Annotated in this window: 14 protein-coding genes; 3 read left to right on the top strand and 11 right to left on the bottom strand. The window is 69.8% G+C overall.

The genetic code is table 11. The features are described from left to right. Positions 1-82 precede the first annotated feature (82 nt). The gene (locus LZC94_18080; protein ID WXB19134.1) at positions 83-1,702 is read left to right on the top strand and encodes an MBL fold metallo-hydrolase; all 1,620 of its coding nucleotides are present in this window, start codon (positions 83-85) and stop codon (positions 1,700-1,702) included. A gap of 30 nt (positions 1,703-1,732) precedes the next feature. Here the strand turns inward: LZC94_18080 and LZC94_18075 are convergent, their stop codons facing one another. Further along, positions 1,733-2,647, bottom strand: coding sequence for a LysR family transcriptional regulator (locus LZC94_18075; GenBank protein WXB19133.1), 915 nt, complete (start codon positions 2,645-2,647; stop codon positions 1,733-1,735). A 97-nt stretch (positions 2,648-2,744) separates the two neighbouring features. On the opposite strand from LZC94_18075, the gene LZC94_18070 reads away from it, so the two are divergent. Further along, positions 2,745-3,212: a cupin domain-containing protein gene (locus tag LZC94_18070; GenBank protein ID WXB19132.1), complete on the top strand. Its 468-nt coding sequence runs from the start codon at positions 2,745-2,747 to the stop codon at positions 3,210-3,212. 28 nt (positions 3,213-3,240) lie between these two features. On the opposite strand, the gene LZC94_18065 is transcribed toward LZC94_18070, so the two are convergent. The 4 genes from LZC94_18065 to LZC94_18050 form a co-directional block, all read right to left on the bottom strand. Continuing rightward, complete coding sequence (locus tag LZC94_18065) at positions 3,241-3,768, bottom strand: hypothetical protein (protein ID WXB19131.1); 528 nt, start codon at positions 3,766-3,768, stop codon at positions 3,241-3,243. A 340-nt stretch (positions 3,769-4,108) separates the two neighbouring features. Continuing rightward, positions 4,109-5,248: a DUF362 domain-containing protein gene (locus tag LZC94_18060; protein ID WXB19130.1), complete on the bottom strand. Its 1,140-nt coding sequence runs from the start codon at positions 5,246-5,248 to the stop codon at positions 4,109-4,111. A gap of 40 nt (positions 5,249-5,288) precedes the next feature. Beyond that, positions 5,289-6,569: a phosphopyruvate hydratase gene (eno, locus tag LZC94_18055; GenBank protein WXB19129.1), complete on the bottom strand. Its 1,281-nt coding sequence runs from the start codon at positions 6,567-6,569 to the stop codon at positions 5,289-5,291. A gap of 53 nt (positions 6,570-6,622) precedes the next feature. Next, positions 6,623-8,782: an ATP-dependent DNA helicase gene (locus LZC94_18050; GenBank protein ID WXB19128.1), complete on the bottom strand. Its 2,160-nt coding sequence runs from the start codon at positions 8,780-8,782 to the stop codon at positions 6,623-6,625. Positions 8,783-8,825: 43 nt separating this feature from the next. On the opposite strand from LZC94_18050, the gene LZC94_18045 reads away from it, so the two are divergent. Then, positions 8,826-11,312: a tetratricopeptide repeat protein gene (locus LZC94_18045; GenBank protein ID WXB19127.1), complete on the top strand. Its 2,487-nt coding sequence runs from the start codon at positions 8,826-8,828 to the stop codon at positions 11,310-11,312. 30 nt (positions 11,313-11,342) lie between these two features. Here the strand turns inward: LZC94_18045 and LZC94_18040 are convergent, their stop codons facing one another. The 6 genes from LZC94_18040 to LZC94_18015 form a co-directional block, all read right to left on the bottom strand. Further along, the gene (locus LZC94_18040) at positions 11,343-11,891 is read right to left on the bottom strand and encodes a TerB family tellurite resistance protein (protein ID WXB19126.1); all 549 of its coding nucleotides are present in this window, start codon (positions 11,889-11,891) and stop codon (positions 11,343-11,345) included. Between the two features lie 66 nt (positions 11,892-11,957). Beyond that, positions 11,958-13,817, bottom strand: coding sequence for a hypothetical protein (locus tag LZC94_18035; GenBank protein WXB19125.1), 1,860 nt, complete (start codon positions 13,815-13,817; stop codon positions 11,958-11,960). 26 nt (positions 13,818-13,843) lie between these two features. Continuing rightward, positions 13,844-14,380 (bottom strand): hypothetical protein, encoded by a 537-nt coding sequence (locus LZC94_18030; protein ID WXB19124.1) that lies wholly within the window; start codon positions 14,378-14,380, stop codon positions 13,844-13,846. 83 nt (positions 14,381-14,463) lie between these two features. Next, positions 14,464-21,324 (bottom strand): hypothetical protein, encoded by a 6,861-nt coding sequence (locus LZC94_18025; GenBank protein ID WXB19123.1) that lies wholly within the window; start codon positions 21,322-21,324, stop codon positions 14,464-14,466. Between the two features lie 39 nt (positions 21,325-21,363). Continuing rightward, on the bottom strand, positions 21,364-23,292 hold the full coding sequence (gene sppA, locus LZC94_18020) for a signal peptide peptidase SppA (protein WXB19122.1): 1,929 nt from the start codon (positions 23,290-23,292) through the stop codon (positions 21,364-21,366). Next, positions 23,289-25,832: a zinc-ribbon domain-containing protein gene (locus LZC94_18015; protein WXB19121.1), complete on the bottom strand. Its 2,544-nt coding sequence runs from the start codon at positions 25,830-25,832 to the stop codon at positions 23,289-23,291. Before LZC94_18015 ends, sppA begins: the two co-directional genes overlap by 4 nt. Between the last annotated feature and the right edge of the window lie 369 nt (positions 25,833-26,201).

Genomic DNA, 26,201 nt, shown 5'->3' with positions numbered 1-26,201 from the left:
ACAGTATGGTGTCTGCCCTGGGCCTCCCGCTCGGCGGTGAGCAGCGCTACACCCGCGCTTTCACCCTGCAGGGAGGTACTGCATGCGTCACATTTGCGCGCATTTCGTTCGTTCTTCGTTCCTTCTATCCCTCTCCGCCGCCATCCCGGCGTGCAGCTCGAACGGCGCGGCGCCCGATCCAGGCGTCCCCGCGGCGAGCGTCGAAGCGCTCCGCGATAGCGCGGCCGCGTGGCGGCTGCTCGAGAGCACCTTGACGGATCGACCGCTCGCGGCGCTGACGAGCTTTCGCTACGAGACCAAAGGCTCGCGCTACTTTCCGACCGAGGCCCTCTTGCCGAATCAGCGGCCGCTCCACGTGAACGACTTCACCGCCACGGGGCAGTGGGACGTCACGGGCGACCGCAGCCGGCTCGATGTTTCGCGCCAGCTCACCGCGCTCGGCGCGATGCCGCCGCAGGCCTTTTCGCTGATCCTGGTGGGCCCGCTCGGCCGCATCACCGGAGACGAGGGCGTGGGCCAGCCCCCCGGCAATTTGCCCTCCGACGGCTCGGCGGCCGCGCGCCGCGAGCAGCGGCTCCTTCACCCGCACCTCCTCGTGCGCGACGCCCGGCGCGAAGGAAAAACGGTGAAGCTGCGGGGCGCGAGCATCGAGCACGGCGAGGTGTTCGTCGATCTCGCGCTCGACGATGCGGTGCACCCCATTTCGTTTCATATCCGGCTGCGCGATCACGAGCTCGTCTCCTTGAGCACCAAGGAGAACAACCACCTGACGCGGGATATCGGCCTGGAGATCACCTTCGCAGGCTGGAAGACCGTGGGCGGATTTCGCATCCCGGCCGAGGTGCGCATGCTCGAGGATGGCGCCGTCGTGCACCAGGAGAAGAGGACGAAGCTGGAAGCCAATGTCGCGCTCCCCGGATCGCTCTTCGACCTCCCGGGCGATCCCCCCGCCTACGACGCCGCGGCGGCCGAGCGCGCCGTCCGCAGCCATCAAACGCATCAGCAGTATGCGTCCTTTGGATTTCGAAATGAGGGGGACGGCGTGCAGGAGGAAATCGGGGAGGTCGCCGTCGCGCCGGGCGCCACGCTCCTCACGGGCAATACGCACAATACGATGCTCATCGAGCGCGCGAACGGGCTCGTCCTCGGCGAGGCTCCCCTCTACGAGCAGCGCAGCGAGGCGCTCCTTCGCTATGTGCGCACGAAGCACCCCGGAAAGCCCATTACGCACGTGATCGCGACCCACTGGCACGAAGACCATGCCGGGGGGCTGCGCCGTTTTGCGGCGCTCGGTGCCACCATCGTGGTGTCCGAGACCACGCGCGACTTCTTCGAGCGCATCTTCGCGGCGCCGTCGACCATCGTGCCCGACGTCATGAGCTCGGCCCCCGTCAAGGCGAAGTTCTTGACCGTCCCGTCGAACGCGCCCCTCACCTTGCCCGATGCCGTGCGCCCGCTGGTGCTCTACCCGATCGCGAACACCCACGCCGCCGACATGATCGCGGTGCATCTGCCGAGGGAGCGCGTCCTCTTCGAAGCGGATCTCTTTAGCCCGCCCTACCCGCCGTACAAAAACACCTGGACGCGCGAGCTGTACGACGCCATCGCGGCGCAGCATATCGACGTTGGAACGATCGCCGGCGTTCATGGCCGGACGGGCAGCTTCGAGGATCTGAAGGCGGCCGCGGGCGTCCCTCGTTAGTCCGCCTCACGGGCGCCGAGATCGCGCCGGCTACGAAGCGTCGCTCCAGCGAACGCGCGCGAACCTTCGGGCGAGAAAATCGATGAACGCGCGCACGCGCGGCGGCAAGTACGTTCGATGCGCCACCAGCGCATAAATGCCGATATCGCTGCACGGATAATCCTGGAGCACGGTGCGCAAGCGCCCCTCCGCCACATCGCGCGCGACCATGAACGATGGCGCGACCGCCAAGCCGAGCCCCGCGCGCGCGGCCCTGCAGAGCACCGTGCCATCGGTGGTCGCGAAGTTGCCGCGCGCGGGGACGATCACGGCGCCGCCCGGGCCGCGAAAGCGCCACTCGGCCGCGTGCGCGACGACCTCGTAGTGCATGCAATTGTGCTGCAGGAGCTCGTCGGGCGTCTTTGGCTCACCGGCGCGCGCGAGGTACTCGGGCGCGCCGCACACCACGAGCCGGTCGCTCGCGAGCTTGCGCGCGGCGAGGCCCGAGTCGCGGAGCTGCCCGATGCGCACGACCACGTCGAAGCCATCCTCCACCACGTCGACGGCGCGGTTGTCGGTCGACAGGTGCAGCTCCACCTCCGGGTACGCGGCGAGGAACGCGGCCGCGGCGTCCGCGAGGTGCATCTGCGCAAAGGTCACGGGTGCATTGACCCGAAGCACCCCTTGCACCCGCTTCACCGTAGGACCGACGGACTGCTCCGCCGCCGTCGCCGCGGCCACCAACGCGGCGGCGTGCTCGTACACGCGCAGCCCTTCGTCCGTCACCGAGAGGGTGCGCGTCGAGCGCCTCAAGAGGCGCACCCCCAGCGCCTTCTCGAGCCGCGCGACCCGCCGGCTCACCACCGACTTGGCGAGGCCCGTCTCCTCGGCGGCGGCCGAGAACGAGCGGTGGTGGACGACCCTCGCGAAGAGGGCAAGCGACGGGAGCTCGTCGACGGCGATCATTCCATTGTTCCTCTATAGCAACAATGTGATGCTCCGGCGCATCTGTCGCAAGCGTGAAATGAACGTTACATGCAGGGGACTTTCACGAAGGATCCCCATGCCCTCCCTTTGCTACCCCTTCTCGCGCGCATCGTATTTTTTCCTGCTCGCCATCGCCATGGCCCTCCTCGGGTGCTCCGACGAGAGCGCATCCCCGGCCCCCGGCCCCGATCCCGTGGTCTACCGCTCCATCCAAGCGGAGAGCGGCACACCGTGCGAGGGCTTACCCGGGTGCGAAGGGTGGGTCACCCGCGGCGATCCCAAAACCGGCGCCGCCGAAACGCTCTTCCGCTTCAAAGCCGGCACCGTCTTCGCCAAGCACTGGCACACCAGCCCCGAACACGTCGTCGGCATCTCCGGCACCATGATCTGGAACGTCGAAGGCACCGGCCCTCACGACGTCGGCGCCGGCGACTACCTCTACTACCCGAGCCGCGCCATCCACTGGGGCCAATGCGCCCCCGCCGCCGACTGCGTCTTCTTCGTCTACGACGATCAGGCGTACGACATTCACGCGGCGGAGTAGCCGCTAGAGCCTGGACCCCGCGTCGAAATCAAGAGCTCGCGTCGACCCGGATCCTCTCGCGGATTTGCTCGATCCGCCCGGGCTCGACGGGCAACGTCCCGAGTCGGAGCTCGAGCTCTTCCCTCTGAACCAATCCGAAACGCAAGGCGTCCCGAGCAAAGCGACGATCCTTGTCTCGACCGGCGACGTACTTCGAAAGCACCAAGTCGTGCGGCTCGAGGCACCAACCCGTGATGCCTCGCGTATTGGCATTTTTCACTGGAACGAGTCGCGCTTTCCAGCCGTCGGGCAGAATCGCCGTGCCCTCCTCCACGCCCTGCGCGTAATAGCCAAACGTCTCGTGAAATGGAGATCCCTCTCCAATGCATCCGTCGATGAGCTCCCAGCGTGCGGGAACGTTCTTGGGATACACGTCGGCTTCCACGGAAACCAAAAGCGCATCGGGTGCGTTTGGATATCTCCCGAGAATGGCCTGACTCCCAATCACGATGATCTCGATGTCATCCGCGATATCCCCGGCAGCGCGCAAGATGTGCTCAAGTTGCACGCGCGTCATGGCGAGCTTCCCTCCATAGACGCCATCGCTCCCTTGCGGGAACGATCCCCGCGAAGGGTGAAGCGTGTCTCAGATCGATGGAATGCTCGGAAGGATCTTCGAGCGTTGCGAGAACGGTGGAGAGGCCACCATCGAGGATGCGAAGCCATTCCTCGGCATACGGGCGCGACCGGCCTCCACTCGCCAACCACGCCTCGACGTTCCGCCGAGCGGTGTCGAGAAGCTCGGGCTCGCGTCGAAGGCGCTCCGCTACGGCCTTGTGGTACGCGAGGCTCCGAAGTTCCGCCGTTCTCATCCTGTTCATGTAGCACCGACGATGCCCGGCGCCCGTCTCGAACGCCTACGCCGTGGCGTCGTCGCCGTGCTGCGCCTGGAGCGGTGGGGCGCCCTCGCCGCGGGCGTAGGCTTCGAAGAGGCGGCCCCACGCGGTGTCGCGCTGCCACGTTTCGAAGGTTTTGCGGTCCTTCAGCGGCCAGCGGTAGTAGTCGTGGTAGGCCTCGCTGCCGAAGATGAAGACGTTCACGAGGGGGGTGTGGAAGAAGATTTTTTGAAAGCGCTTCATGGGGCCGAACCACATGAAGTCGCCCACGATGCTGGCGCCGTTGTCGCCGACGGTGAAGCCCCAGCTCTCCCGCGACACATCGTCGCCCACGATCTCGATGTCGCGCGGATCGCCCACTCCCAGGCCGTCGTCGTGGGCGACCTTGATGAACTCCAGGGAGAGCGGGTCGAAGCCCATCATTTTGGCGGCGACGGCGTCGATGGCCACTTGGTCGGCCGAGGCCAGCATGTAGTCTTTGACGACCGGGATCATGGTGCGCGGGCCGGGGCCGTTGCCGGCGGTGGTGCCGTCCATGATGGCGAAGAGGCCGGAGTGGATCTCTTTTTGGATGGCCAGGAGATCGACCAGGGTGCGGTGAATCCAGGAGTGCGTGTAATGGCGCTTGGTGGCCAAAAGGCCGCCGAAGGCGTTCTTCATCGCGCCGGTGGTGGTCGTGTAGATGTGGCACTTCACCGTCGGGAGGTGCACGATGTTCTTTCCGAGGAAGTAATCGGGGATTTGAATCCCCTCCGGAAAGATTTTGTGGAGCACGTGCATACGGGCCTTGGGCCGGTACTCCAACCACTTCATGTCGCTCTCGCGGAAGTTGTAGAGCACCGGTATCCCGTACTTCTCGAAGAGGGGGACGTAGTGATTCAGGTCCTCCCCTTTGAAGGCGTTCGTCACCACCGTTTTGTTCTGCACGCAGGAGATATCGGCGAAGCCTGCGTTCTTGAGCGCGAGGATGGTCCCCTCCAGCTGCCAGGGCGTGGTGTTGGCCCCGGGGAAGGGATAGTGCCAAGAGATATTGTCCTTGAGGATGGTCGTGCGGCCCGCGCCGAGGGCCTGCTTCATCCCCGCGAGCTCGCAGAGGCGCTCCACGTCTCGGAGGATCGTCTGCGGCTTGCTCTTGAGAACGGCTACCTTTGCCTTGGCCATATTTCCTCGCGCTCCCCTTCCCCGACTCGAAAGCGACGACTCAGACGGCTTTGCGGAATGCGTCGCGCCCGACATAGGCGGCGCCCGCGCCGAGCTCGAACCCGATGCGCAACAATTGATTGTATTTTGCGATACGATCCGAGCGCGACAAGCTGCCGGTCTTGATCTGGCCCGCGTTGGTCGCCACCGCGAGATCCGCGATGAAGGTATCTTCCGTCTCGCCGGAGCGGTGGCTGATGATGGAGCGGTAATTGGCGGCCGTGGCCATGCGGATGGTGTCGAGCGTTTCGGTCAGGGTGCCGATTTGATTCAGCTTGATCAAAATGGCATTGGCGTAGCCGCCGTCGATGCCGCGGCGAAGGCGCTCGACGTTGGTGACGAAGAGATCGTCGCCTACCAGCTGCACGCGCGCGCCCACCTTCTCGGTGAGCTTCTTCCACGCGTCCCAATCGTCTTCGGCGAGGCCGTCCTCGATGGAGACGATGGGGTAAGCCTTGGTGAGCTTCTCGTAGATGCCAATGAGCTCGTCCGACGAGACGACCTTTTTGTCGAAGGTGTACTTGCCGCTCTTCTTGTCGAAGAACTCGCTGGCCGCACAGTCGAGGGCCAGGAAAATGTCCTTGCCGGGCGTATAGCCGGCGCCCTCGATGGCCGACACGATGACGCCGATGGCCTCCTCGTTCGACTCGAGGCGCGGGGCGAATCCACCTTCGTCGCCGACGGCGACCGTCAAATTGCGCTTCTTGAGGATGCCCTTGAGCGTGTGGAACACCTCGGTCCCGGCGCGCAGCGCTTCGTCGAAGGACGGGAGGCCGGCGGGGACGATCATGAACTCCTGGATCTCGAGCCCGTTGTCGGCGTGCTGGCCGCCGTTGAGGATGTTCATGAGCGGGGTCGGCAGCACCCGGGCGTTGACCCCACCGAGGTAACGCCAGAGCGGGAGCCCGACGACGTCCGCCGCGGCGCGCGCCACCGCCATGGAGACGCCCAGGATGGCGTTGGCGCCGAGCTTGGATTTGTTGTCGGTCCCGTCGGCCTGCAGGAGCACCTTGTCGATGGCCGGCTGATCGAGCGAGTCGAGGCCGATGATTGCGGGGCCAAGCGTTTGATTGACATTGCGGACGGCCTGCAAAACGCCCTTGCCGAGGTAGCGCTGCTTGTCGCCGTCGCGAAGCTCGATGGCTTCGTGCTCACCGGTGGAAGCGCCGCTCGGAACCGCGGCCCGACCTCGGCCGCTCTCCGTTTGGACTTCGACTTCAACCGTGGGATTGCCGCGCGAATCGAGGATTTCTCGCGCGAAAACTGCTGAAATTTCGCTCATGTTGGACCCGTGGGAAAGTCGTGGAAAACCGGGGAGTAGCACGGCCTGCGCGCCTACACCAGGGTTCCAAGGTCGAGGCCGAGCTCGCGCCAAAATGCGCGGACGTCATCCATGTTTCCTAAACGTTTCGCGGGCGGCAGGCTCGCGAGGAGCATGCGTCCATAACCGCGTGTGGTTGCACGCCGGTCGAGCAGCGCAATGACCCCACCATCCTTTCGCGTGCGCAAGAGCCGACCAAATCCTTGCTTGAGCAAAATGGCGGCGGCCGGAACGGAATATTGCGCGAACGGATTTCCCCCTTGCCGCTCGACCTCCGCCGAGCGCGACGCCACCAAAGGGTCGGTTGGAACGGCAAACGGGATCTTGTCGAGGATGACGAGGCGGAGCGCATGCCCGGGCACGTCGACCCCCTCCCAAAAGCTCATGGTCGCCACCAGCACCGCGTTTCCAAGCTGGCGAAAGCGCTCGAGGAGCAGGTGCTTCGGCGCCTCGCCCTGAAGGAGCACGGGCTCGCGCAGCCGGCTGCGGAGGATCGCACAAAGGTTGCGCATGGCGCGGTTCGAGGTGGCCAGCACGAACGCGCCGCCCTTCGTCATCTCGACCAGCTCGAGGATGCGCTCGGCCGCCGCCGCCTCGAAGCCCGGCTGGGACGGATCCGGCAGATCCTTCGCCACGTAAAACCCGGCGCGCGCGGCGTAGTCGAACGGGGAGGCCACGATGAGCTCCTGGGCGTTTGCCGTGGCCCCCAGACGCGCCTTGGCGAAGTGAAAGCCGCCGGCGGTCGCCAAGGTGGCGCTGGTGCACACCACGGCGGAGACCCGGTCGAAGAGCGCCCCGCGGAGCGTTCCGCCCACGTGCACGGGGCTCGAGCCGATCACGACCGACTTGTCGCGGGCCTCCACCCACGCGACATTCATCGGGGGTTCTTCGTCGTCGGGCTCTTCGTCGAGGGCGTCGGGGTCCTGCTCGTCGGAAAACGGCGCGTGGGAGCTGTGCGCTTCCTCCTCGGTGAACCGCGCGCGTGAGGCCGCCCCGCCCTCCTCGGTGAACCGCGCGCGCGGGTCGTCCGCCGAGTTGCGTTTGCCGCCCGCGGCGCGTGCGCCTTCGACGATTTGCGTCAAATCGCGCTTGAGATCGGCCGCGCGGCGCGCAATCAGGGCGATGGGCTCGCCCTCGCGCGCGAAGGCATCGGCGTAGGTCGCCAGGGCGTCGACGTGGGCGAGCAGCTTTCCGAAGAGCTCGTAGGTCGGACCATCGAGATCCGCGTGGGCGAGCGGACGGCGGGTTTCGGCGGCGCCCGTGCCCGCGCGTTTGACCAGCGCCCGAAAGAACGCGTCGGAGGCGTGCTCGATGCGGTCGAGCATGCCGCGTGCTTCGCCGCGTCCGGCGGCGGCCAAGGTGCGGTAGGCGTCGCGGACCAGCGCGTCGATGCGCGCGCTCGACGCGCGAATGCCGAAGAATGTCGTGGCTACATCCTCGAGCTGGTGCGCTTCGTCGAAGATCACCGCGTCGTAGGCGGGGATGACGCTGGCCATATCGGGTCGCCGCCCCCCCGGTCCTCGCCCGAGACCGCGCCGGAGCGCCAGATCGGCGAAGAAGAGGTGGTGGTTCACGATCACCAGATCCGCCTCCTCCGCCTCCCGCTTCATCTGGGTGACGAAACAGGTATCGTTGTAGGCGCAACCTTTTCCGATGCGCGTATCGGTCGACGACTGCACCGCGTACCACGCGCGCGAGTCGTCGGGGAGCATCGAGAGCTCCACCCGGTCACCGGTGGGGCTCGTGGGCACCCAGCGCTCGATGTGCACCAGATCGGTGTCGAGGACGAAGCGGTCGGCGTCAGTCTGACGCAGCTCCTCGAAGCGGCGCTTGCATAGGTAATTCGATAACCCCTTCATCATCGCCGAGCGAAATCGGATCCCGTGCGGCGCCAGCACTTGGGCCACGAGCGGAAGGTCCTTGCCGACGATTTGATCCTGCAGGGCGCGGGTCCCCGTCGAAATGACGACCTTTTTTCCGCTCAGGGCGGCGGGAATGAGGTAGGCGAGCGTCTTGCCCGTCCCGGTGCCCGCCTCCACGAAGAGCGGATGCTCGGAGGCCAGCGCCGATTCGACGGCGGTGGCCATCCGAAGCTGCCCTTCGCGGGCCTCGTAGCCCCCGAGCGCCCGGCTGAGGGCCGAGCCGGGCCCCATCACATCGCGTACCTGCACCATCGATTCGCGCTCCTCGCGGAGTGCTTGCTACCATAGAAAAACCTTGCGATCCCAGAGGCCGCCCAACGCCGAGCGTGCACCCGTCCCCACCCCGGACGGCGCCACCGTGCGCCCGCCGGCCTTGGAGGACACGGGCTCGTCCGCATCCACCCCGCAAGACGCGATCCCGGCGGCTTCTCCGATACCCGCGGCGAAGGCGAAAAAGCCGCAGGAGAGCATCGAGCTGCGGCTGGCCATCGGCAAGGGGGGACTTGGGTTGGAGCTCGGTCGCCCCGTGTCCCTGGGGGTGCTGGAGATCCTGGAGCTGGTGGTGGCGCTCCCAACGGTGCGCTTTCCCCTCGACGTGTCGGGCGGCGTCTCCCGGTTTCGGCACCGGCGCGGAAACCTGGATCGCATCCACGTCGAGCTTCACGCGCAGAGGCTCGTTCGGTGGGCGGCGGCGCGGCTTCGCGGCCTCATCGGCACGGGCAGCTGCGACGTGTGGATCGGGGTCGAAAAGTCGGGGGCGATCGTGGCCGTGTCGTCGAAGGACGATGGGCGCATCGCCATCCTGGGCTTCTCCGTCACCGTGCGGGTCGAGGGCGAGAACGTCTCGCTCATGGTGGGCCGGGCGCGCGGCACCGGGCTCCCGGCGCCGGCCACCGCCATGGCCATCTTTGCGCTCGATGCGCTCCTGGGGGATCTGGCGCGCCGTGAGGGCGGGCGGTTCATCGTCGAGCGGGCGATCACCAAGATGGTCCGTACGCTCTTGCCCGAGGCGGGGGTGCGGGCCCCGGGGACGGCCGGCGTGAGCATCACCTCCGTGGCGGCCGCGCAAGATGCGTGGATTTTGCATGCATCGGCGCACCCCGTTTCGGCCGAGCCGACGGAGGCGGCCACGCGGGCCATGGAGGCCTTGGCCGTGGCGCGCGCCGCCGATGATGCGCGGGTCGCGAAAGAGTACGAGCGGGCGCGCGATCTCGACTTGATGGCGCTGGAGCGCGCGCCGCGCCACCCGGAGCTCGCGGGGCGCATCGCGGAGATCGACGCCTTCGTGGGCGGCCGGGCGGAGGCCGCGCTGGCGACCATCGCGGAGACCACGCGCGAGGCGAACGGCGATCGCGCCGCCGCGCACCTCGACTTTTTGCGCGCGGAGCTCTTGGCGGAGACGGGCGATGTGCGCGGGGCCATCGCGGCCTTCGAGCGGGCGGCCGAGGACGAGCCCATCCCCGTGCTCTCGGCGCGCGCGTTCGAGCGGGCGGCGGAGCTGACCCGCGATCCGCTGGAGGCGTCGCGGTGGCTCGATCGCGCCATCGCGCGGGCGCCGGCCGTCGCGCGCCTTCGGTGGGCGCGGATCGCGCGGCGTCTTGCGCTGGGGCGCACGCAAGATGCGCGGGCGGACACCGAGCACCTCGAGGCGCAGGCCACCGGCCCCCGCGCGCGCTACGAGGTGTGGTGGCGCGCGGGCGCCGCGTGGCAGCATCAAGGGCTGGTGGCGGACGCCGCGCCGCTCTTCGAGCGCGCCCTCCGCTTCGTCCCCGACGATGCGCAGGCGCTCTCCGGCTTGGGGCGCGCGCTCATCGCCCGCGGAAAAACGGCGCGCGGCGTGGCGCTGCTCACGCGCGCCATCGACCTCTGCGAGGCCGCCGCCGAGAACACGGCGGGGCTGCACGTCGATCTGGCGCGCGCGCTGGCCGAAAAGCTGGACGATCGACCCGCCGCCATCGCCCACGTGCGCGACGTGCCGCGCGGGGTGCACGAGACCGCGGAGGCGCGGGCGCTCGAGGGCCGCTGGCGCTCGGAGCTCGGCGACATGGCCGGCGCTTCCCTCGCCTACGCGCGGCTGCGCGATCACGCCGAGACGTTGCCGGCCGGCGATCGCCAGGCGCACGAGCCGACGGCGGCGCTCCTGCTCGAGGCGGCCATCTTCGAGCGCGAGGTGCTGCGCGACTCGCTGGCGGCGCAGCGCCACTTGGCCGCGGCGCTGAGGCTCTGCCCCAACGATCCGGCGATTTCGTCCGCGTACCGCGCGGTGGGCGCGGAGATCGCGGGGATCGCGCCGCCGCCGTTTGCGTCGGTGCCGCTGGCGACGGCGCTCCCCTTCTTGACCCCGGCCGCCACGTCGTCCGCCGAGGTGGGGTCGTCCGGGGGCTTCTCGGCCGACGAATTTGCGAACATGGAGGAGTCGGTCGCGCTCCTGCCGGCGTCGCCGCTGTCGGTGTTCGATCTGGAATCTTCGCCCGAGGAGGAGACCGCCGAGCAGGCGGCGCGCGACGAGGCGCGGGTCGAGGAGCTCACGCGTCAGCTGCAGGGCGATCCCACGCGCGATGACGTGGTGGACGAGCTGGTGGAGCGCCTGCTTCGCCTCGGCCGGAGCCACGAGCTCTTTGCGCTGCTCAGCGCGCGGCTCGAGGACGCGAGCCCCGAGCGCCGCGTGGTGCTGATCCCGAAGCAGCGCGAGGTGCTCGGGCGGCTCGAGGCCGATGCGCAGGCGCGCGGGCAGGCGCTCGAGTCCCAGCTCTTCGCCAGCGCGCGCGCGGCGCTCGAGTAGCTTCGCGCAGGGCGACGGGGGTTCGCGGCGCTAAGACGATGCGCCGGCGAGGGAGTCGGCGACCTCGCGCAGGGCGACGTCGACGTCGTTCGGGTGGAGGCCGCAGGCTTTGGCGAGGCGCAGGAGCACGTCGCGTTCGACGTCGCTCACGGCGTGGCTGGCTTGCCCCAAGAGCGCGGCGATGCGAAGCACCTCGCGCGCGTGGCTCTTGCGGGTGATTTGCGTGGCCACCGCGGCGATGCGCCGCTCGAGCCCCTCCTCTTGGAGCCACGCTTGCAGCTCGTGAATCAGCTCCGCCACGTGCTTCGGCGCCACGGCGCCGCCGCAGGCTGCGGTGACGACCCGTTCCAAGGTGCGACGTTCTTCGTCATCGACCACCCCGTCGGCCGAGGCGACCAAATAGGCGCCTTCGACGATGGACTCGAACAGCGCCACCGCCACCGGATCGAAGCCGGTGGGCACGGTCGCGTCATCCGCCGGCTTCGCTCCGTACGAAGCTGCCGCCAGCGTAAGAATGGACCCGGTGGCACCCGTCAGCGTTCGACTGCTGGCGGGTTCCTCCGCCTCGCGCCCCTTCATGCGCGCAATCCTCGCGAGCAGGTGAATTTTCTCTTCGCTCGACATTGACAACGAGATTACCAGCTTTCAGTTCCGTGGGACGGCCAGAAAGAGCTCCAGTTTTCCGTCCGTCCCGGTGAATGTCCGACCAATTTCCACGGCGATGCGTTTCCCCGGCGGTACGGCGAACGCGCGGACCCAAGCTTCGGGCACGGGCACGGCGCCGGAGGACGTATCGGCGAGCAGCATGCGCGAGAGCCCGATGGGCGCGTGCACGATCAGGGGCTGCAACGTCACATCCTTGTTCCCCATCTTGCGCGAGGTCGACACGATCCAAGGAAAGCGCGTCCCATCCTTGGGACGGACGACGATGTCGTACTCCCCCGGATCCAGCGCCAAAGCAAACCCGCCCTCCGTATCGGTTCGCGTCTGCACGGTTCGCATGGAGCGAACGAACGGCGGAAGCGAATACGGGGGCGGCACGCCCGGGGGCGCGCTCGAGGGCTCCGCCGCCGCGTGAGCTTCGACGTCGGCCTCCGCCAGCGGGGTCCCGTCGCCGAGCACCGCCTGGCCCGACAGGGTAGCCTTGGGTGCAAGAGCGAACGTCTTCGGCGCCTGCGGGGTGTCGCGAACGATCCACGCGCCCTCCGGCGTCCCATCCGATCCTACTCCGGTCCCCGCATCCACTCCCGCCATAGATGCCGAAGACGTCGCCCACAGCGCGAACGTCGAGTCGTTCTCGGGGAAGATGGCCACATCGTAGCGGCCCGGCGGAAGTTTGGTCCGGAACATTCCATTGGCATCCGTTCGGACCGTGGTGGCATATCGAAGGACCACGTTGGGCGGATCCGTGTCGATGAATGCACTCCGGATGACCACCGTGGCTTGCACCGGCTGCCCCAGACCGCGGACGATGCCCGCCGCATCGACGGGGAGCTTGAACCGGGGATAGGTCTGCGTCAGCGACGGGGTCGGCGGCCCCTGGCCGATGAGCGATGGAATTCCTTCCCTGCCCGGCGGGGGTGCGACCACCAGCTCCACGGGCTTGTCTTGCAGCGTCTCGACGCCCGTGGTGGAGAGCTTGACCTGGTTGGTGCCCGATCCGAGCGTGACCACGGGCGAGATCGCCCGCTGCGTGATGCTGTTCTGCAGGACGGCGGTGAATCCTTTCAGATCGAGCGCACCGTTCGCGGACCCAATCGTGAAGCGGCGCCCGTCCGGGTCGTCGAGCGCAGTGAGCGTAAACAATTCGAACTTGTCGACATTGGCATCGACCTTGACCAAGTCTTCCCTCGGCGGAAACGCATCGTGGAAGGGCGGATCGGGCATGACCACGCGCCAATAGAATCCAGGAGGGAGCGTCACCGACCACGCGAGCGAGGGTGTCCCGAAGGGGCCCAGGCCCGTCGACACGGGCGCGGGCGAGATCCGGGTACCCATCTGGGGAAGGTTCGGGAAGCCGAAATCGATGGCGAGCGGAGGGCGGGGCTCCCGCAGGGGTGTAGGCGCGACCCCTGGCCGCAACGGATAAAAGACGGTGTGCGCGGGGAGGGTCGTGGTGCCCGCGGGGTTACCCAAGTTGCGGCCCACGGTGTTGGCCATGGCCGGGGTGACCTCGTACGTCCCCAAAGCCCTCCCGAGCTTTGGCACCTGCAAGCACAGCTCACCGACCGGGCAGCCCGCGCTCGACGCGCCTCGGAGCTCGTCCGACGTCACCATGAAGGTCGAATCGGCCGCCGTCGGCGCCCCGCTCGGCACACGGACGAGCAGGAAGTACGAGAGACTCTCCGACGACGTGCAATAGCCCGCCTGCGGCGAGCACCGGGCAGGCGGCACGAACGTTTCGCACGCGTGCTCGCGGCAGTCGTTCTTCGGCGCCAGCGGCGGGGTCTCGAGCAGCTTTTCGCAGTGCAGGACGGCGAACGCGCACGGCACGAGCAGCGCCATCCCTCGGGCCGTCCGAGAGCGCACCCTCATGGCGTCATGGCATCGCTCGACGCATCGCTGCCCGCGTCGAAGAAGCCTCCGTCCGTCGCGCCGCCATCATAGCCGGAGCACTTCGAATAGTCGCCCATCGGCACGTACGTCCAGGAGATGGACGAGGCCCCTCGGCCGTCGACGGCGGCATGAGCCGAAGTCGGGTGGAACTCGATGGCCGTGACGAACTCGATGGTGTGGCAAACGTTGAGATCGACGGTGTCGCGAGGCATTTCGAACTCGACGATCTGGAGATCCGCGAACGAGCGTGCACCCGAGGGGCCAAATGCGACGATCTGCTGCGGGTTCAGCACGGGATCCCAGTCGACGAAGACGCGCCATTGAAAGGACAAGGCGGGGTTGTAGAGCCTCACGCGAACGCTGAGCGTCGTATTCGTGAGCTGGGTGAGCACCTTCGTGGCGGGGGGATTCGTCCCCTCGATCGATGGCCGCCGCGCGGGGAGACTTCGTTGCTCGGGCAATGGATCGGCGACGATGCACGCGCCGAGGAGCCCCGCGCCGACGAGCCCCATCCCGGCGGCGATGAACCGCGCCCTCCGCCGACGCCGGACCGTCCGACGAAGCTTCGCAGCCGAGGTTTCGTCCGCGAGCCCGATCATTTCGCGCCCGAGGCCCCATCGCCCGGCGGCGGCGAATACCGCGGCTCCCCCGAGTCACGCCCTCCGCCGGTGCGCAGGCGCGCCGCCGCGTACTCGGCCGACGTCGCTAGCTCGACCAGATCCGAGAACTCGGGAAACCGTTGGGACAAAGCCTCCACCCCACCCCGCGCCCGAAGGCCGCCTTCGCCGAGGGCGCGTTCGGCCAAAAAGGCGCGCGCCGCCACCGCAAAATCCCCTGCCAAGAAGAGACCGAGGCGACGCCCGCTCTGACGAACCATGCCGACCACGTCATCGTAGCGGGTCCTCGGCGCGGCGCCCAAGAGTTCTTGCATGCGCCGCTGGGTGCGCGGTGGCACCGTGTGCCAAAACGACTCGGCGAGCCGGCCGCTCTTGGGATCGAGCTGGCGCCCGTACTCGGGCGGCCCGAACGCGCCGAGCATCGCGCGCCACATGAGCGCCCCCTCGGCCTCGGGCAGCGCCGCGACCAGGATATTCTGCGGCAGCGCGCGCGCGAGCCCTTGCCCAAGCGCGTAGCGCAGCTCCGGGGAGTCGCTCCCCAGGTCGCCCGAGAGGACGACCGCCGGGGGCGATGCCACGAGCACGCTCGCCGAGACCCGGCGGCCCTCCTCGTGCTGCGCATGGAGCGCCACCTTGGGCAAGCCGAGGAGCTTGGTCGCCGTTTGCAGGAGCGAAAGCAAGAGCGGCACCCCGGGACCTTCGGCGCCCTTGACCACCTTGATGCCCGGCGGGGTCGGAGGCTCGCGGACGAAGACCTCGGGCGCGCTCTCCCAGAGGAGCGAGAGGACCTCGCGGATGGCGGGGTGCCCCACCCGCGTGATCAGGGTCAGGGTCCCCGGCTGCTCGCGCTGCGCGGCGAGCGGGGGCACGTCGTGCGGCTCTGCGTCGGGATCGAGCGCCGAGAGCACCTTCTGCACCTCCGCCTCGCCCGCTTGCTGCTCCGGGGCGCGGCTGGGGATCGAGCGCCTTTGGCGGAGGGCCTCGAGCTCGGCCGAGAGCTGCGCCGAGAGCACGCTGCCCTCGGGCGCGTTGGCCATCGCCTCCACGAACACCTGCTCGCCCTCGACGAAGTCGTCCTGGCTCGCCGAGGTGAGGAGCAGCCGCCCGAGCTGCGCCAAGGTCACGGTGCGCTCCTCGCCGGTGGTCGCGCGAACCAGCTCGCGCAGCACCGTCCGCGCCCGCGAGAGATCGCCGCGTGCGGCGGCCACCTGCGCGGTCTTCTTGAGCGCCTCGAAGCGCGACTCCGGATGAAAGGCGGCTTCGTCGAGCCAATTGAGCGCGGCCTCGAGGCGATCGGCGCGAAGGGCGGCGGAGGCGGCGGCGAGGGCCACCGTCCCGCGCGAGCGAAAGCCGAGCAGGTTGCCCTCCAGGGCGGCCTCGTAGAACGAGTGCGCCGACTCGAAGTCGGAGATGAGCATGCTGCGCTCGGCCATGGCCAGGGCGAGCAGCGGCTGCGGCCCCACCTCGCCGTGGGCTTGCAAGAGCCGCAGCGCCGCCTCGTCCACGCGGCCGAGCGCCGTGAGCGCCTCCACGGCGAGGAAGGTCGACAGCGCCACGTCCTCTGGCTCGAGCTCCTCGTTCACCTTCGCGAGCTCCGCCAAGGTGGCCTTGGCCTCGAGCTCCGTGCCGGCGCCGCGCAAGCGGTACTCGAGGCCGCGGGCGAACAGCTGGGTCGATGCGCGATGCGGCGCGGCGTCCGCGGCCTTGCGTGCGCGTTCGAGCGAGCGCACTTGGTCGCCCATGCGCGCGGCGGCTTGGGCGGCGTCGACCCAGAGATCGGCGCGCGTCTCCTCGTCGGCACCGCCGTAGAGCGCGGCGGCCTCCAGGGCGGCGCCGAGCTCCGTGTCGTCTTCCAGAGAGCGCGCCAGGTCCACGCGATGGACCATGGCCTCGATGAGCAGCGGCTCGCGCTCGAGGAGCTGGTTGACCAAGGCGAGCGCGCCGCGGAGATCGCCCGCGTCGCGGGTGGCGGTGATGGCGCGCAGCTCCAGCTCGATCTGCGTCTCCGCGCCTTGGGCCAGGGCCGAGAGGTGCTTCCACAAGGGCGCCGCGCGGTGCGTCTGCCCGGTGCGCTCGTACAGATCGGCCAGGTAGCGGAGGGCTCCGTCGTTCTCGGGCCACTCGCGCAAAAGCTCCTCCAGCTCGCCGCACGCCTCCTCCACCCGTCCCAGGCGCTGCTCGAGGATGGCCACGCGCCGCAAGCGCACCGCCCGCAGCGCGTCGCGCCGGTGGGTCTGCGGCAGGAGCCGCGCGATGCGGCCCGCGAGGTGCTCGGCGAGGCGCTCGTAGTCCCCGGTGGCGACGATCATCGCCTCCACGGTTTGGTCCGACACCTCGTCCTCGGGGTGCGCGTCGAGGACCTCCTCGAGCGCGGAGATGGCCATGTCGCCCTGGCCGGCGTCCTCCAGCGCGCGCGCGAGCCGGCGGAGCACGGCGGGCCGGGCGTCGGCGTCGACCCGCTTTTCGATCTCGCGCAGGGCCATGATGCGGACATCGGTCCTGCGCGCCAGCTCGGCCGCGCGCTCCAGGGCGCTCCAGCGGGCCAGGGGCGCGGGATCCAGCTCCGCCGCCTTGCGAAGGAGGGACGCGGCGCTTCCGAGCTCGCCGCGCTCCTCGCAGCGCTGGGCCACCTCCGTGTAGCGATCGGCGCGCTCGCGGGGCTGAAACGATTCGTCCTCGGCCCGCGCCAGGGTGCGCCGCTCCAGATCGGAGGTGCGGCCCGCCGAGCCGTAGAGGGTCCGGATCTCCGCCTCGACCCCGGAGCGCTCCTCGGGGCCGAAGAGGATGCGCGCCCGCTCCATGGCGTCGATGGCCTCGTCGTACTCGCCGGACATGGCGCGATCGCGCGCGTACGCGCGGAACACTTCGGCGCGCTCGCCAGGCGGGACGCTCTTGTCGAAGCGCGCGAACAGGTCGGTGTCGCCCAGGCGGCGCGCGGCCTCGTCGGCCTTGCGCACGAGCTCCGGATCCTCGGGATCGCGGATGGCGGCCTGCAGGGTGAGCCGGTCGCCGAGGGCCTCGTCCCCGCGGTGGAGCGCCATGGCGGCGAGGAGCTTCAAGGCAGCGGCCCCCACGTGGGCGTACGGCAGCTCCAAGGTCGCGACCGCGCGCTCCATGAAGGCTCCGGCGCGTGAGGCGCGCGAGAGGGCGCCGGCGTACTCCAAGAGCCCGGCGTACTCGTCGATGTCGGCGTTGGTGTCGAAGGCGCTGGCGAGCGCGGAGGCGGCGCCCTCGGCGTCGTCGAACAGGCGCACGATCAGCTGCGCGAGGCGAAGGGCGGTGCGCGCGCCCTCGGGCCCTTCGAGCTTCTCGGTGAGGGTCTGCGTCGCGGTGGAGATGCTCAAGGCGAGCCCGCCGCGCTCCTGGGGCAAGATCCGCAAGAGCTCGCGCGCGGCGTCGGCGAGCAACGACAGGGTCCCCACGTCGGGGACGAGGAGCGCCGCGCGCAAGAGGCAGTCGACCCGCTGGCGCAGGCCGGCATCGTCGCCGTCGGCCAGGGACGCGGCGCGCAGGAGCCACCCGGCCCGAACGGCGGGCCTTGGCGAGAGCTCCGCCACCTGCTCCAGGGTGCGGACGGCGAAGGTTCGATTGCCCGCCCGATCGGCGACCCGTTCGAGGAGCACCAGCGCGGCCCCCTCCGAGGGGACCGCCACGAAGGCGTCGCTCGCGTGCTTGAGCGCCCGCGCCGCGTCCCCGTGCTGCTCGAAGAAGCGCGCCCCGCGGTAGTGCGCGGCGCGTCTTCCAAAGCGGCCGAGCGCGCGATCGCCCATCGCGTCGTAGAGGGCCGAGAGGTCCACCAGGCGGTCGCTCTTGCGCGCGCTCTCCTCGGCGATCTCCAGCGCCTCGGCGTGCTCCGGATCGCGCTCCAGCGCGACGGTCGCCAGATCGAACGCGCAGTGGGGCTCGCCGACCAGCAGCGCGGCGCGCGCGGCCTCGGCGGCGATGGTGCCGGAGGCGGTGCGATCGGTCTCTTGCTCCATCAGCTCCGAGAGGCACTCGAACGCAAAGCGCGGATCGCCGAAGCGGGAGATGTCGACGGCCAAGGTGAAGTACCCGCGGTAGGGCGCGAGCTTCGCGGCGCGCAGCCAAGCCTCCACCGCGCCATGCCGATCGCCGGCCAGATCCCACAGCGCCGCGCCGAGCTCGCGAAACGCGCTCGCCGCCGCCCCCGGATCCTCGCCTTCGCCTGCCAGGAGCGCCCGCGCCTCCAGCCACGCCAGGCTGCCGTCCTCCGAGAGAACCGCCTCCGTGAGCGCGAGGATACGCTCCGCGAGCGCGCTCGCCGGCGCACCGAGACGGAGCGCGCGCACGATGGCCCGCGCCTCGCCATCGTGATCGCCCGTGGCCATGCGCCGCTGCGCGAGGGCGATGAACAGCTCGCGCCGCTCTTCGGCCGTGGCGCCGGAGGCGATCCATCGCTCGATGATGGCCCCCGCGAGATCGTTGTCGCCGGCCCGCTCCGCCGCGTCGAGCAAGGCGGCGCGCAGCTGGGCCTTGCGGGGGCCAAAGACGTCGAGCGCCCGCCGCGCCACGATGACCGCGCGCGCGGCGTCGAGCTGCGAGAGCTCGCGGATCCCTTGGCCCACCAGATCGGCGAGCGGTCCGGCGGGCTGGGGTTGCGAGAGGACCCACATGAGCGCGTCCCCCAGGCGCGGGGCTTCTTGCGCGCGCACCACGCGCTCGATCAACCACTGCGTGGCCGTGCGATCGCCGGGGCGCAGCGCCACGTATTGCTGCGTCCAGGCTACGGCGTAACCGCCCTCGTCGAGCTTCTCCAGCGCCTCGGCGAGCGCCTTGCAGAAGCGACCGCGCGGGCAGACGACCTTGATGACCCGCTCGAGCGCGGACGCGCTGGTCCAATCTTCGCCTCCGATGCAGGCCTCCGCCATGGCGCCGATGACGCGCGGTGAGGTCGGATCGGCTTGGCACGCGTACTCGCCCAAGAGGCGCGCGGCGGCGAGGGCCTCGGTGGCGGCGGGATTGAGGGTTGCGGCGGCGTCTTCACGGATGGCGGTCGGGCCGTTGGCGCCGCTCAGGGCGTTCGTAAAATTCGCGCCGCCTGGGGTGCGCATGGCGCTCGAGCCGCTCAGGGCGCGCGCCGCCATCAAGAGGCGCTCCGAGGCCACGGCGTGGAGCACGCCGCGGATGGGCGGTGCGGCGTCGGTCGCCAGCTGCTCCAAGGCGCGCGCGGCGGTGATGGGATCGCGGTTGGAGAGCGCCTTCACCCACTCGAGGCGCGCGGTGCGGCGGGGTGACTCCGCCATCGTCTTTCGAAGCTCGCTTCGGACCCGCTCCGGATCGCCGAGGTCGAGCGCCTCGATCACCTCCGTGAGATCGAACCGAACGGCGTGGGCGCGAAGGGCCTCGCGCGCCTCTTCCGAGGCCGGATCGAGCACATGGACCTCGGCGTACGCCTCCGCGGCCCGCTCCGGATCGTCGAGCTGCCCGGCCGCGAGGTGCGCCAACGTCGCGTACTCCTGGGCGCCTCGTTGGGGACGGCGCGGGGCTTCGATCTGGGCGCGCGCCTCCACGCGCACGGCGAGCATCTCGAAGAGGCCCGTGCGCAAGAGGAGCTCGTCGAAGGCTGCCGCGGCGGTCCCTTCGTATTCACCTTGCGCCTGCGGCGCCTTGGGGGTGCGTTGCTCGGTTGGGGCTTTGGGGTGGTCGGGTGCGTGCGACTCGTTCACATCGCTGTGCGCGCGCGACTTGTTCGCGTCGCCTTGCGCGTGCGGGTCTTCCGCGTCGGGCTGCGAGTCCTGCGCGCCCGACTCGTTCGCGGCGTACCGTGCGTGCGGGTCTTCCGCGTCGCCTTGCGCGCTCGACGCGGTCGGCTCGTACGGCGGGTCGGCCGCCGGTTCGCCGATTTGCATGTGCCATGCATCGAGCCCCTCGTCGAAGGCGGCCGCCAAGGCGCGCGTGGTGTCACCGTTGGCTAGCGCTTCCTTGCGGCGACGCGCGTGAATCGCCTTGGCCTTCGCGGGAGCGGTGATCGCCAGCGCCCGGGCGTGCTCGCGCCAGATTTCGTCGCTGGCGGCGACCTTGCCGCGCTCGATGAGCGCCTCCACCAGCGCGTGGGCGGCCGCGTCGTTCGCGGGATCCGCCTCGAAGGCGCGCAGAATATCCTCCATGGCGTCTTCGCCCGCGGCCCTCCGCCGGGTCGCCGCATCGACGTACGCTTGCGAGGCCGCTTGCAGGCTTACGACCTCAGGCGCCCACGATCCGAGCGTGCCGCGCAGCTCGAGCGCCAGCGCGCTCTTCGCATCCACGCGCGCCGCGTCCTCGAACGCCTCGCTCGCACCGCCCGGATCCCCGGCCCGCGCATGCAGCACCCCCACGCGCACCAGCACGGCGGCCCGATCCTCGGCGTCGAGCGTCGCCCCGGGCGATCCCGCGAGCGCCGTATCCCCCTCGTCGCCAGCCTCGTTTTCTTCGTCTTCGTCGTCCTCGTCCTCGATGACCGCACGAAGAACGGCCGCCGCGAGCCCCGCCTCCCCCAAGCTCTCGAGCCACGAGGCCAGCTCCCGGCGCAGCTCGGGATCCTCCGCCACGCGCAGCGCGCGAAGCGCCAGCTGCGCAGCCTCGTCGAGATCGCGATCGCGCCGCGCGAGCCAGCGCGCAAGCTCCACGGCCGCCGCGGCCTCGGAGACGCGATCGCCCGAACGCTTCGCGTCCGACAGACGCGCGCGCAAGCTCGCCTCCTCCGCGCGCTCGCCGGTTCGCCTTTGGGGGGCGGGCGGCGGCGCCGTGGAGTTTCGCTTCCGCGTTGCCTCGGCGGCGGGCGCGGTCCACTCGGGCGGCGGCAAGGTCGCGCGAGCGATGGCATTGTCGAGCTTATCCACGGCACCATCGTAGCGAATGCCGGCCATGTTTCGCGTTTTTCAGTGAACGACGAGGACGTACGGCAGGGCGACCACCTGGTGCTCTTGCGCGGCGAGCGGGGCCAGGGCCGAGACGAACGGCAGCATGTCGGGGGCGACGTGCTCGACCCAAGCGCCCACCCCCGGCAGCGAAATCGGCAGCGAACCCGGCGCGGACGCGGGCAGCTGCGGCAGAGCCCCGGCGACCTTCTCCGCCGTCGCGTGCTCTTCCTCGCCGGCTTCGTCCATTCCGGAACCTCCGCCGAGGGCCTCGAGGAACTTGGGCGTGTTGTCGATCACGGCAACGGCCGCATCGCCGTCCAATTTCGCCAGCTCGCGCGCCTTGGCGATGGCCGCCGTGAGCCCGCCAATTTCATCGACGAGCCCGCGGTTCTTCGCCTCGCGACCGCTGAAAATCCGCCCTTCGGCCGACGCGGCCACCTTTTCCACGGGGATGTTCCGGCCCTCGGCCACCCGCGCCAGAAACAGGTCGTAAATGCCCGTCATGGAGTCGAGCACCCGCTCCCGGGTCGGCCCATCCCACGCGACGAAGGGCGACGAGTACCCCGCGCGCGCTCCCGCCTTGGCGTCCCCCGCCTTGGCCGGAAAGGTCTCGGCGTGCACCCCAACCGACTCCAACGCGCCGCCGATGGCAATCTTACCGCCGACCACACCGATGGAGCCCACGATGCTGGTCGCATCGGCAAAAATGACATTCGCGGTGGACGCCAGGTAATACCCGCCGCTCGCCGCCATATCGCCCACGCTCACCACGATGGGCTTTTTCGCCCGCACCCGCATCAGGCGATGCCAGAGCAAGTCGCTCGCCAGCGCGCTCCCGCCCGGTGAATCGATGCGAAGCACCAGCGCCTTCACGGCGTCGTTCTTCTCGATCCGGGCCACGAGCTTCCCCAGATCTTTCTCGGTGATCCCCTCTTGCCCGCCGAGGATCCCGCCGCCAGAGCTCATGGAGATGCTCCCCGTCGCGCGCACCAGCGCGATCGGCGCGCGGCCCCTGCCCTCGCCCCCGAGCGCGCGAACGAGCCCGCCGAGGTCGCCCGCGCCATCGTCGTCGCCCGAGCCCGCGCCGAAGCGAAGCTCGTCGCGCACGGCGCCCATCTCTTTCTTCGCCGCCTCGCGGGCCTCGTCGAGGTAGCCCACCTCGTCGATCAAGCCGCGCTCCTTGGCCTTCTTCGCCGGGAACGGCCCATCCTCGGCCGCCTCCACCACCTCGGTGCGGACCTTTCCATCGCGGCCGCGCCCCTCGCCGATGCCGGTCAGCCACGTCGAGCGAATATCGGCGAGCACCGATTCGAGCGACGCGCGCGCCTCGGGGCTGGGCCCATCGCGCGTGAGCGGCTCCTCGGCGCCTTTGAATTTGCCGACCTGCAAAAAGTCGATCGTCAGATGAAGCTCGTCGGCCAAAAGCTTGCGCATGTAGACGATCTGCGCGGCGATCCCCACGGTCTCGACCTCGCCGGCCGGCGACACGAAGATTTTCGAGCAGCCGCGGGCGGCGGCCAGCATCGTCTGGTTGGTGTAGCCGTCGCCGTGGCAGAAGATGGGCTTGTCCTTGCGCACCTTCTCCAGCGCCGCGCCGAGCTCCTCCGCCCGCGCGGTGCCGAAGGTGGTCCCGCCGAAGCGCACGAAGAGCCCTTTGATGTCCGTGTCCTTGTGCGCCCGGTCGACCGCGCGGAGCACTTCGTCGAAGGTGTGCTTTCGCCCGCCCAGGCCCAACATGCCGCCGGTGCTCTGCTCGGGCAGCCCCTGGGTGACATCGATGACGCCCACCGCGGGGCCCGTGCGCGGCTCCTTCTCCGCGGCGGCCGATCCCGACGACGTGCGCGCCCGGCCCTTGCAGCCGGCGCCCGCGCAAAGCACGCCCGCGGCGACGACGGCCGAGAGCCACGGCGCACGCCGCACCCACCTTGCATTTCGACGATGCGTCATGGTTGCTCCGGGCTCGGAGAGCCTTGCGCCGGCGTGGGCACGCTCAGACTTTCGATTCGTTGTTTGACCCGGTGCGGGTACGAGCCTTCGGGCATCCGCTCGACGATATCCTTGTAAGTGCGTACGGCGCCAGCGCGATCCCCCATCTCCCATTGCACATCGGCGAGCCCGATCAGGGCCGGCATGTACGAATCGTTCTCGGCCAGGGCCCGCTTGTAATAATCCCGCGCCCCTTGGAGATCGCGCTGCCCGCGCGCCACGTCGCCCATGCCCGAGAGCGCCTCCGTGTTGCGCGGGTTGCGCGCGAGCACGGTCTGGTAAAGCGTCTTGGCCCGCGCCAAATCGTTTCGATTCTTCGCGGCGTCCGCCTGCTGCAGCTCCGCCCGCCCCTCGCTGTTCACGGGCGCCGCAGCGCGCGGCGGCGCTCCCTTGCCCGCCTTACCGCGCGGTTCCGGGGGTGCCGCGGAGGTCGAGGTGCTCGGCGTCCCCGCACCGGGCGTCCCCGCACCGGGCGCCCCTGCGTCGGGCGCCTCGGCGGCGGAGGCCCCCGCATCGACGGCCGAGGCCCCGCGCTCGACGTATGCCCGAAGCGCGGCCAGCAGCGGGTGCGGGCGCGGCAAGGTCGCGAGCCGCTCCAGCTCCTGTTTCGCGCCCGCGGCATCCCCCGAGCGCGCCAGCGCATACACGAGCAACGCGCGCGCGCGTCCGGAGGGACTGTCGCTTCCCGCCACAGCGGTGCGCAGGCGCTCGATCACGGTGGGAAACGGGGGCTCGGGCTCCGCGAGATCCAGCGCCCCCAGCACGTACGCGGCCTCGGGCTGCGCGGCGTTGAGGCCCGCGCTGCCCACCAGCGCGCGCGCCGCGTCCTTCTCGCCGGCGATGCGCAAGGCGTCCACCTTCACGCGCTGCGCGCCGGGCTCGTTCGGCGCGCCAGCCACGGCGGCGTCGGCGGCCTTTTTGGCCAGGGGTGCCCGCTGATCGAGCTCCGCCTGAACGGTCTTGGCCTCGTCGCGGCTTCGGCCCTCGTTCGCCAGAAGGCGCTGATGCAACCAGGGAATGTCCGCCTGCACGACCTCGAGGCGCGCCCGATCGAGGAGGACGCGCGGATCCTTCTCGGCCAGCGCGGCGGCTTTGTCGAAGTTTTCCTTGGCCGTGTCGAGCTGCCCTTGATCGAGCGCGGCCTCGCCGTCTTTGAGGAAGGTCGCGAGCCGCGGATCGGGCTCCGCGGCGGGCGGGGTCGCGGGCGGCGGCTTGATGAAGCGATCGAGGTAAGGGCGCCCAAAGAGCACCACGGTGGCGCCCGCGGCAAAGAGAACGACCACCAAGAGAAGCCAGCCGCCGCGGCTTCGGCTGGGCAGAGGCTCGACCATCGAGGAGAGCGGGCGCCGTCGGCGCACATCGCTGTCGTCTTCATCGTCGCCGTCGAACCCATCGTACCGCTCCGGGCGCCGCACGGGCACGGTGGGCGCCGGGCCCTGAAAGGGCGGGCTCGGGAGCGATGACGCGATGTCGCTCGAAGGCGTGGGAAACCGCGCCTCGGCGTACGTCATGGCCGGCTCCACGCGCGATGACTCGGTGGCGGGCGGCACCGAAGCGCCGGGAAGCGCGGATGCTCCGGGAAGCGCCGATGCTGGCAACGCCGAGGCTCCGGGAAGCGCGGATGCTGGCAACGCCGAGGCTCCGGGAAGCGCGGAGGCCGCGGCATTTTCGCGGATCCGCTCGTCCGTCACCACGGGCACACGCACCGTCGGCGCGAGCGCCCCATCGGCCGGAACACCCCCTTCGGGCCCTATGCCGATGCGGGTCTGCCACATGGCGCGCGCGACGTTCACCGCGTCGGACCCCACCGGCAATGGCGCAGCCACCCCCTCCGACCCCACCGCCCCGGCGCCCGGCAACGGCGGCTCCATCGGTGGCGCAGGCGGCGGCGTCTGCGGATCCAGCTGCTCCACGACGGGGATGCCGGTACCGATCAGCGTCGACTTTCCCTGCGGCCGCGCCCCCGCCGGCGAAACGGCCGCCGGCGAAACGTTCGGCGGCGCGACACCAGGCGGCGCTACGCCGGGCGCCGGTGCGCCAGGCGGCGCTACGCCGGGCGGCGCTACGCCAGGCGGCAACCCGAACGGCGGCGGCGCACCCGCAGCCGCCGGTGCGAACGGCGGCGGCGCACCCGGCGGCGGCTCGCCCGCCGGCGACGGCACAGCTTCCGCGGGGACACCGCTTACCTTGGGCAAGAAAAACGGCTCCAACTCGGCGATGGAGCCGAGCCGGCGCGGAGGCGCACTACCGCGTGCGAGCACATCGTCGCGGCCCACCAGCTGACCTGCGATGGCCCGCTGCAGCTCCCGTAGCGATGTAAAGACGAGGGTGCTGCCTTCGCCGGTCGAAATCATCCACCGGTCTTCTTCGGCGGCCCCGGGGCTGCGGCGCACCCGAAACTGATGCCCGCAGCTCGTGCATTTGACGGTCGTCCCCCTCTCGCTGACGAGCGCGTCATCGAAATCGTACTCGGTTTGGCAGCGCTCACACTGGACGTACATTGGGGAAGCAAGTCCTTTTTACGCATCCTTAGGGGAATGTGCTGCCTCGCGTCTCGAGAAACTCGCCAAGGCCGACGATACGGGTTGGGGGCCCGTGCATGTAGCACGCCCTCACGCCTGGCCTACGAGCGCATGACCTGCGAGCGCCTGGCCCACGAGCCCGCGGTCCACCGTTTGCGACCTACGACATGACGCGTGGTCCACACGCCCCGTGAACCATCGTGCACACCCCACCTTTCCCTGTTCATTTTTTTTCGTATTTGCGCTGCATCTGCGAACGCTTGTAGGGGGCACACGCGTTGCTATGCTTGGTTTGGCATGCAGACGCGCCGGAGGCTTAATTCATGAAGCGATGGTTCGGTCTTTTCA

This window comes from Sorangiineae bacterium MSr11954 (genome assembly GCA_037157815.1).
GTDB classification, from domain to species: domain Bacteria; phylum Myxococcota_A; class Polyangia; order Polyangiales; family Polyangiaceae; genus Pendulispora; species Pendulispora albinea.
The sequence above is the reverse complement of the archived record's forward strand: the minus strand, read 5'-3'. Positions and strand labels throughout refer to the sequence as shown.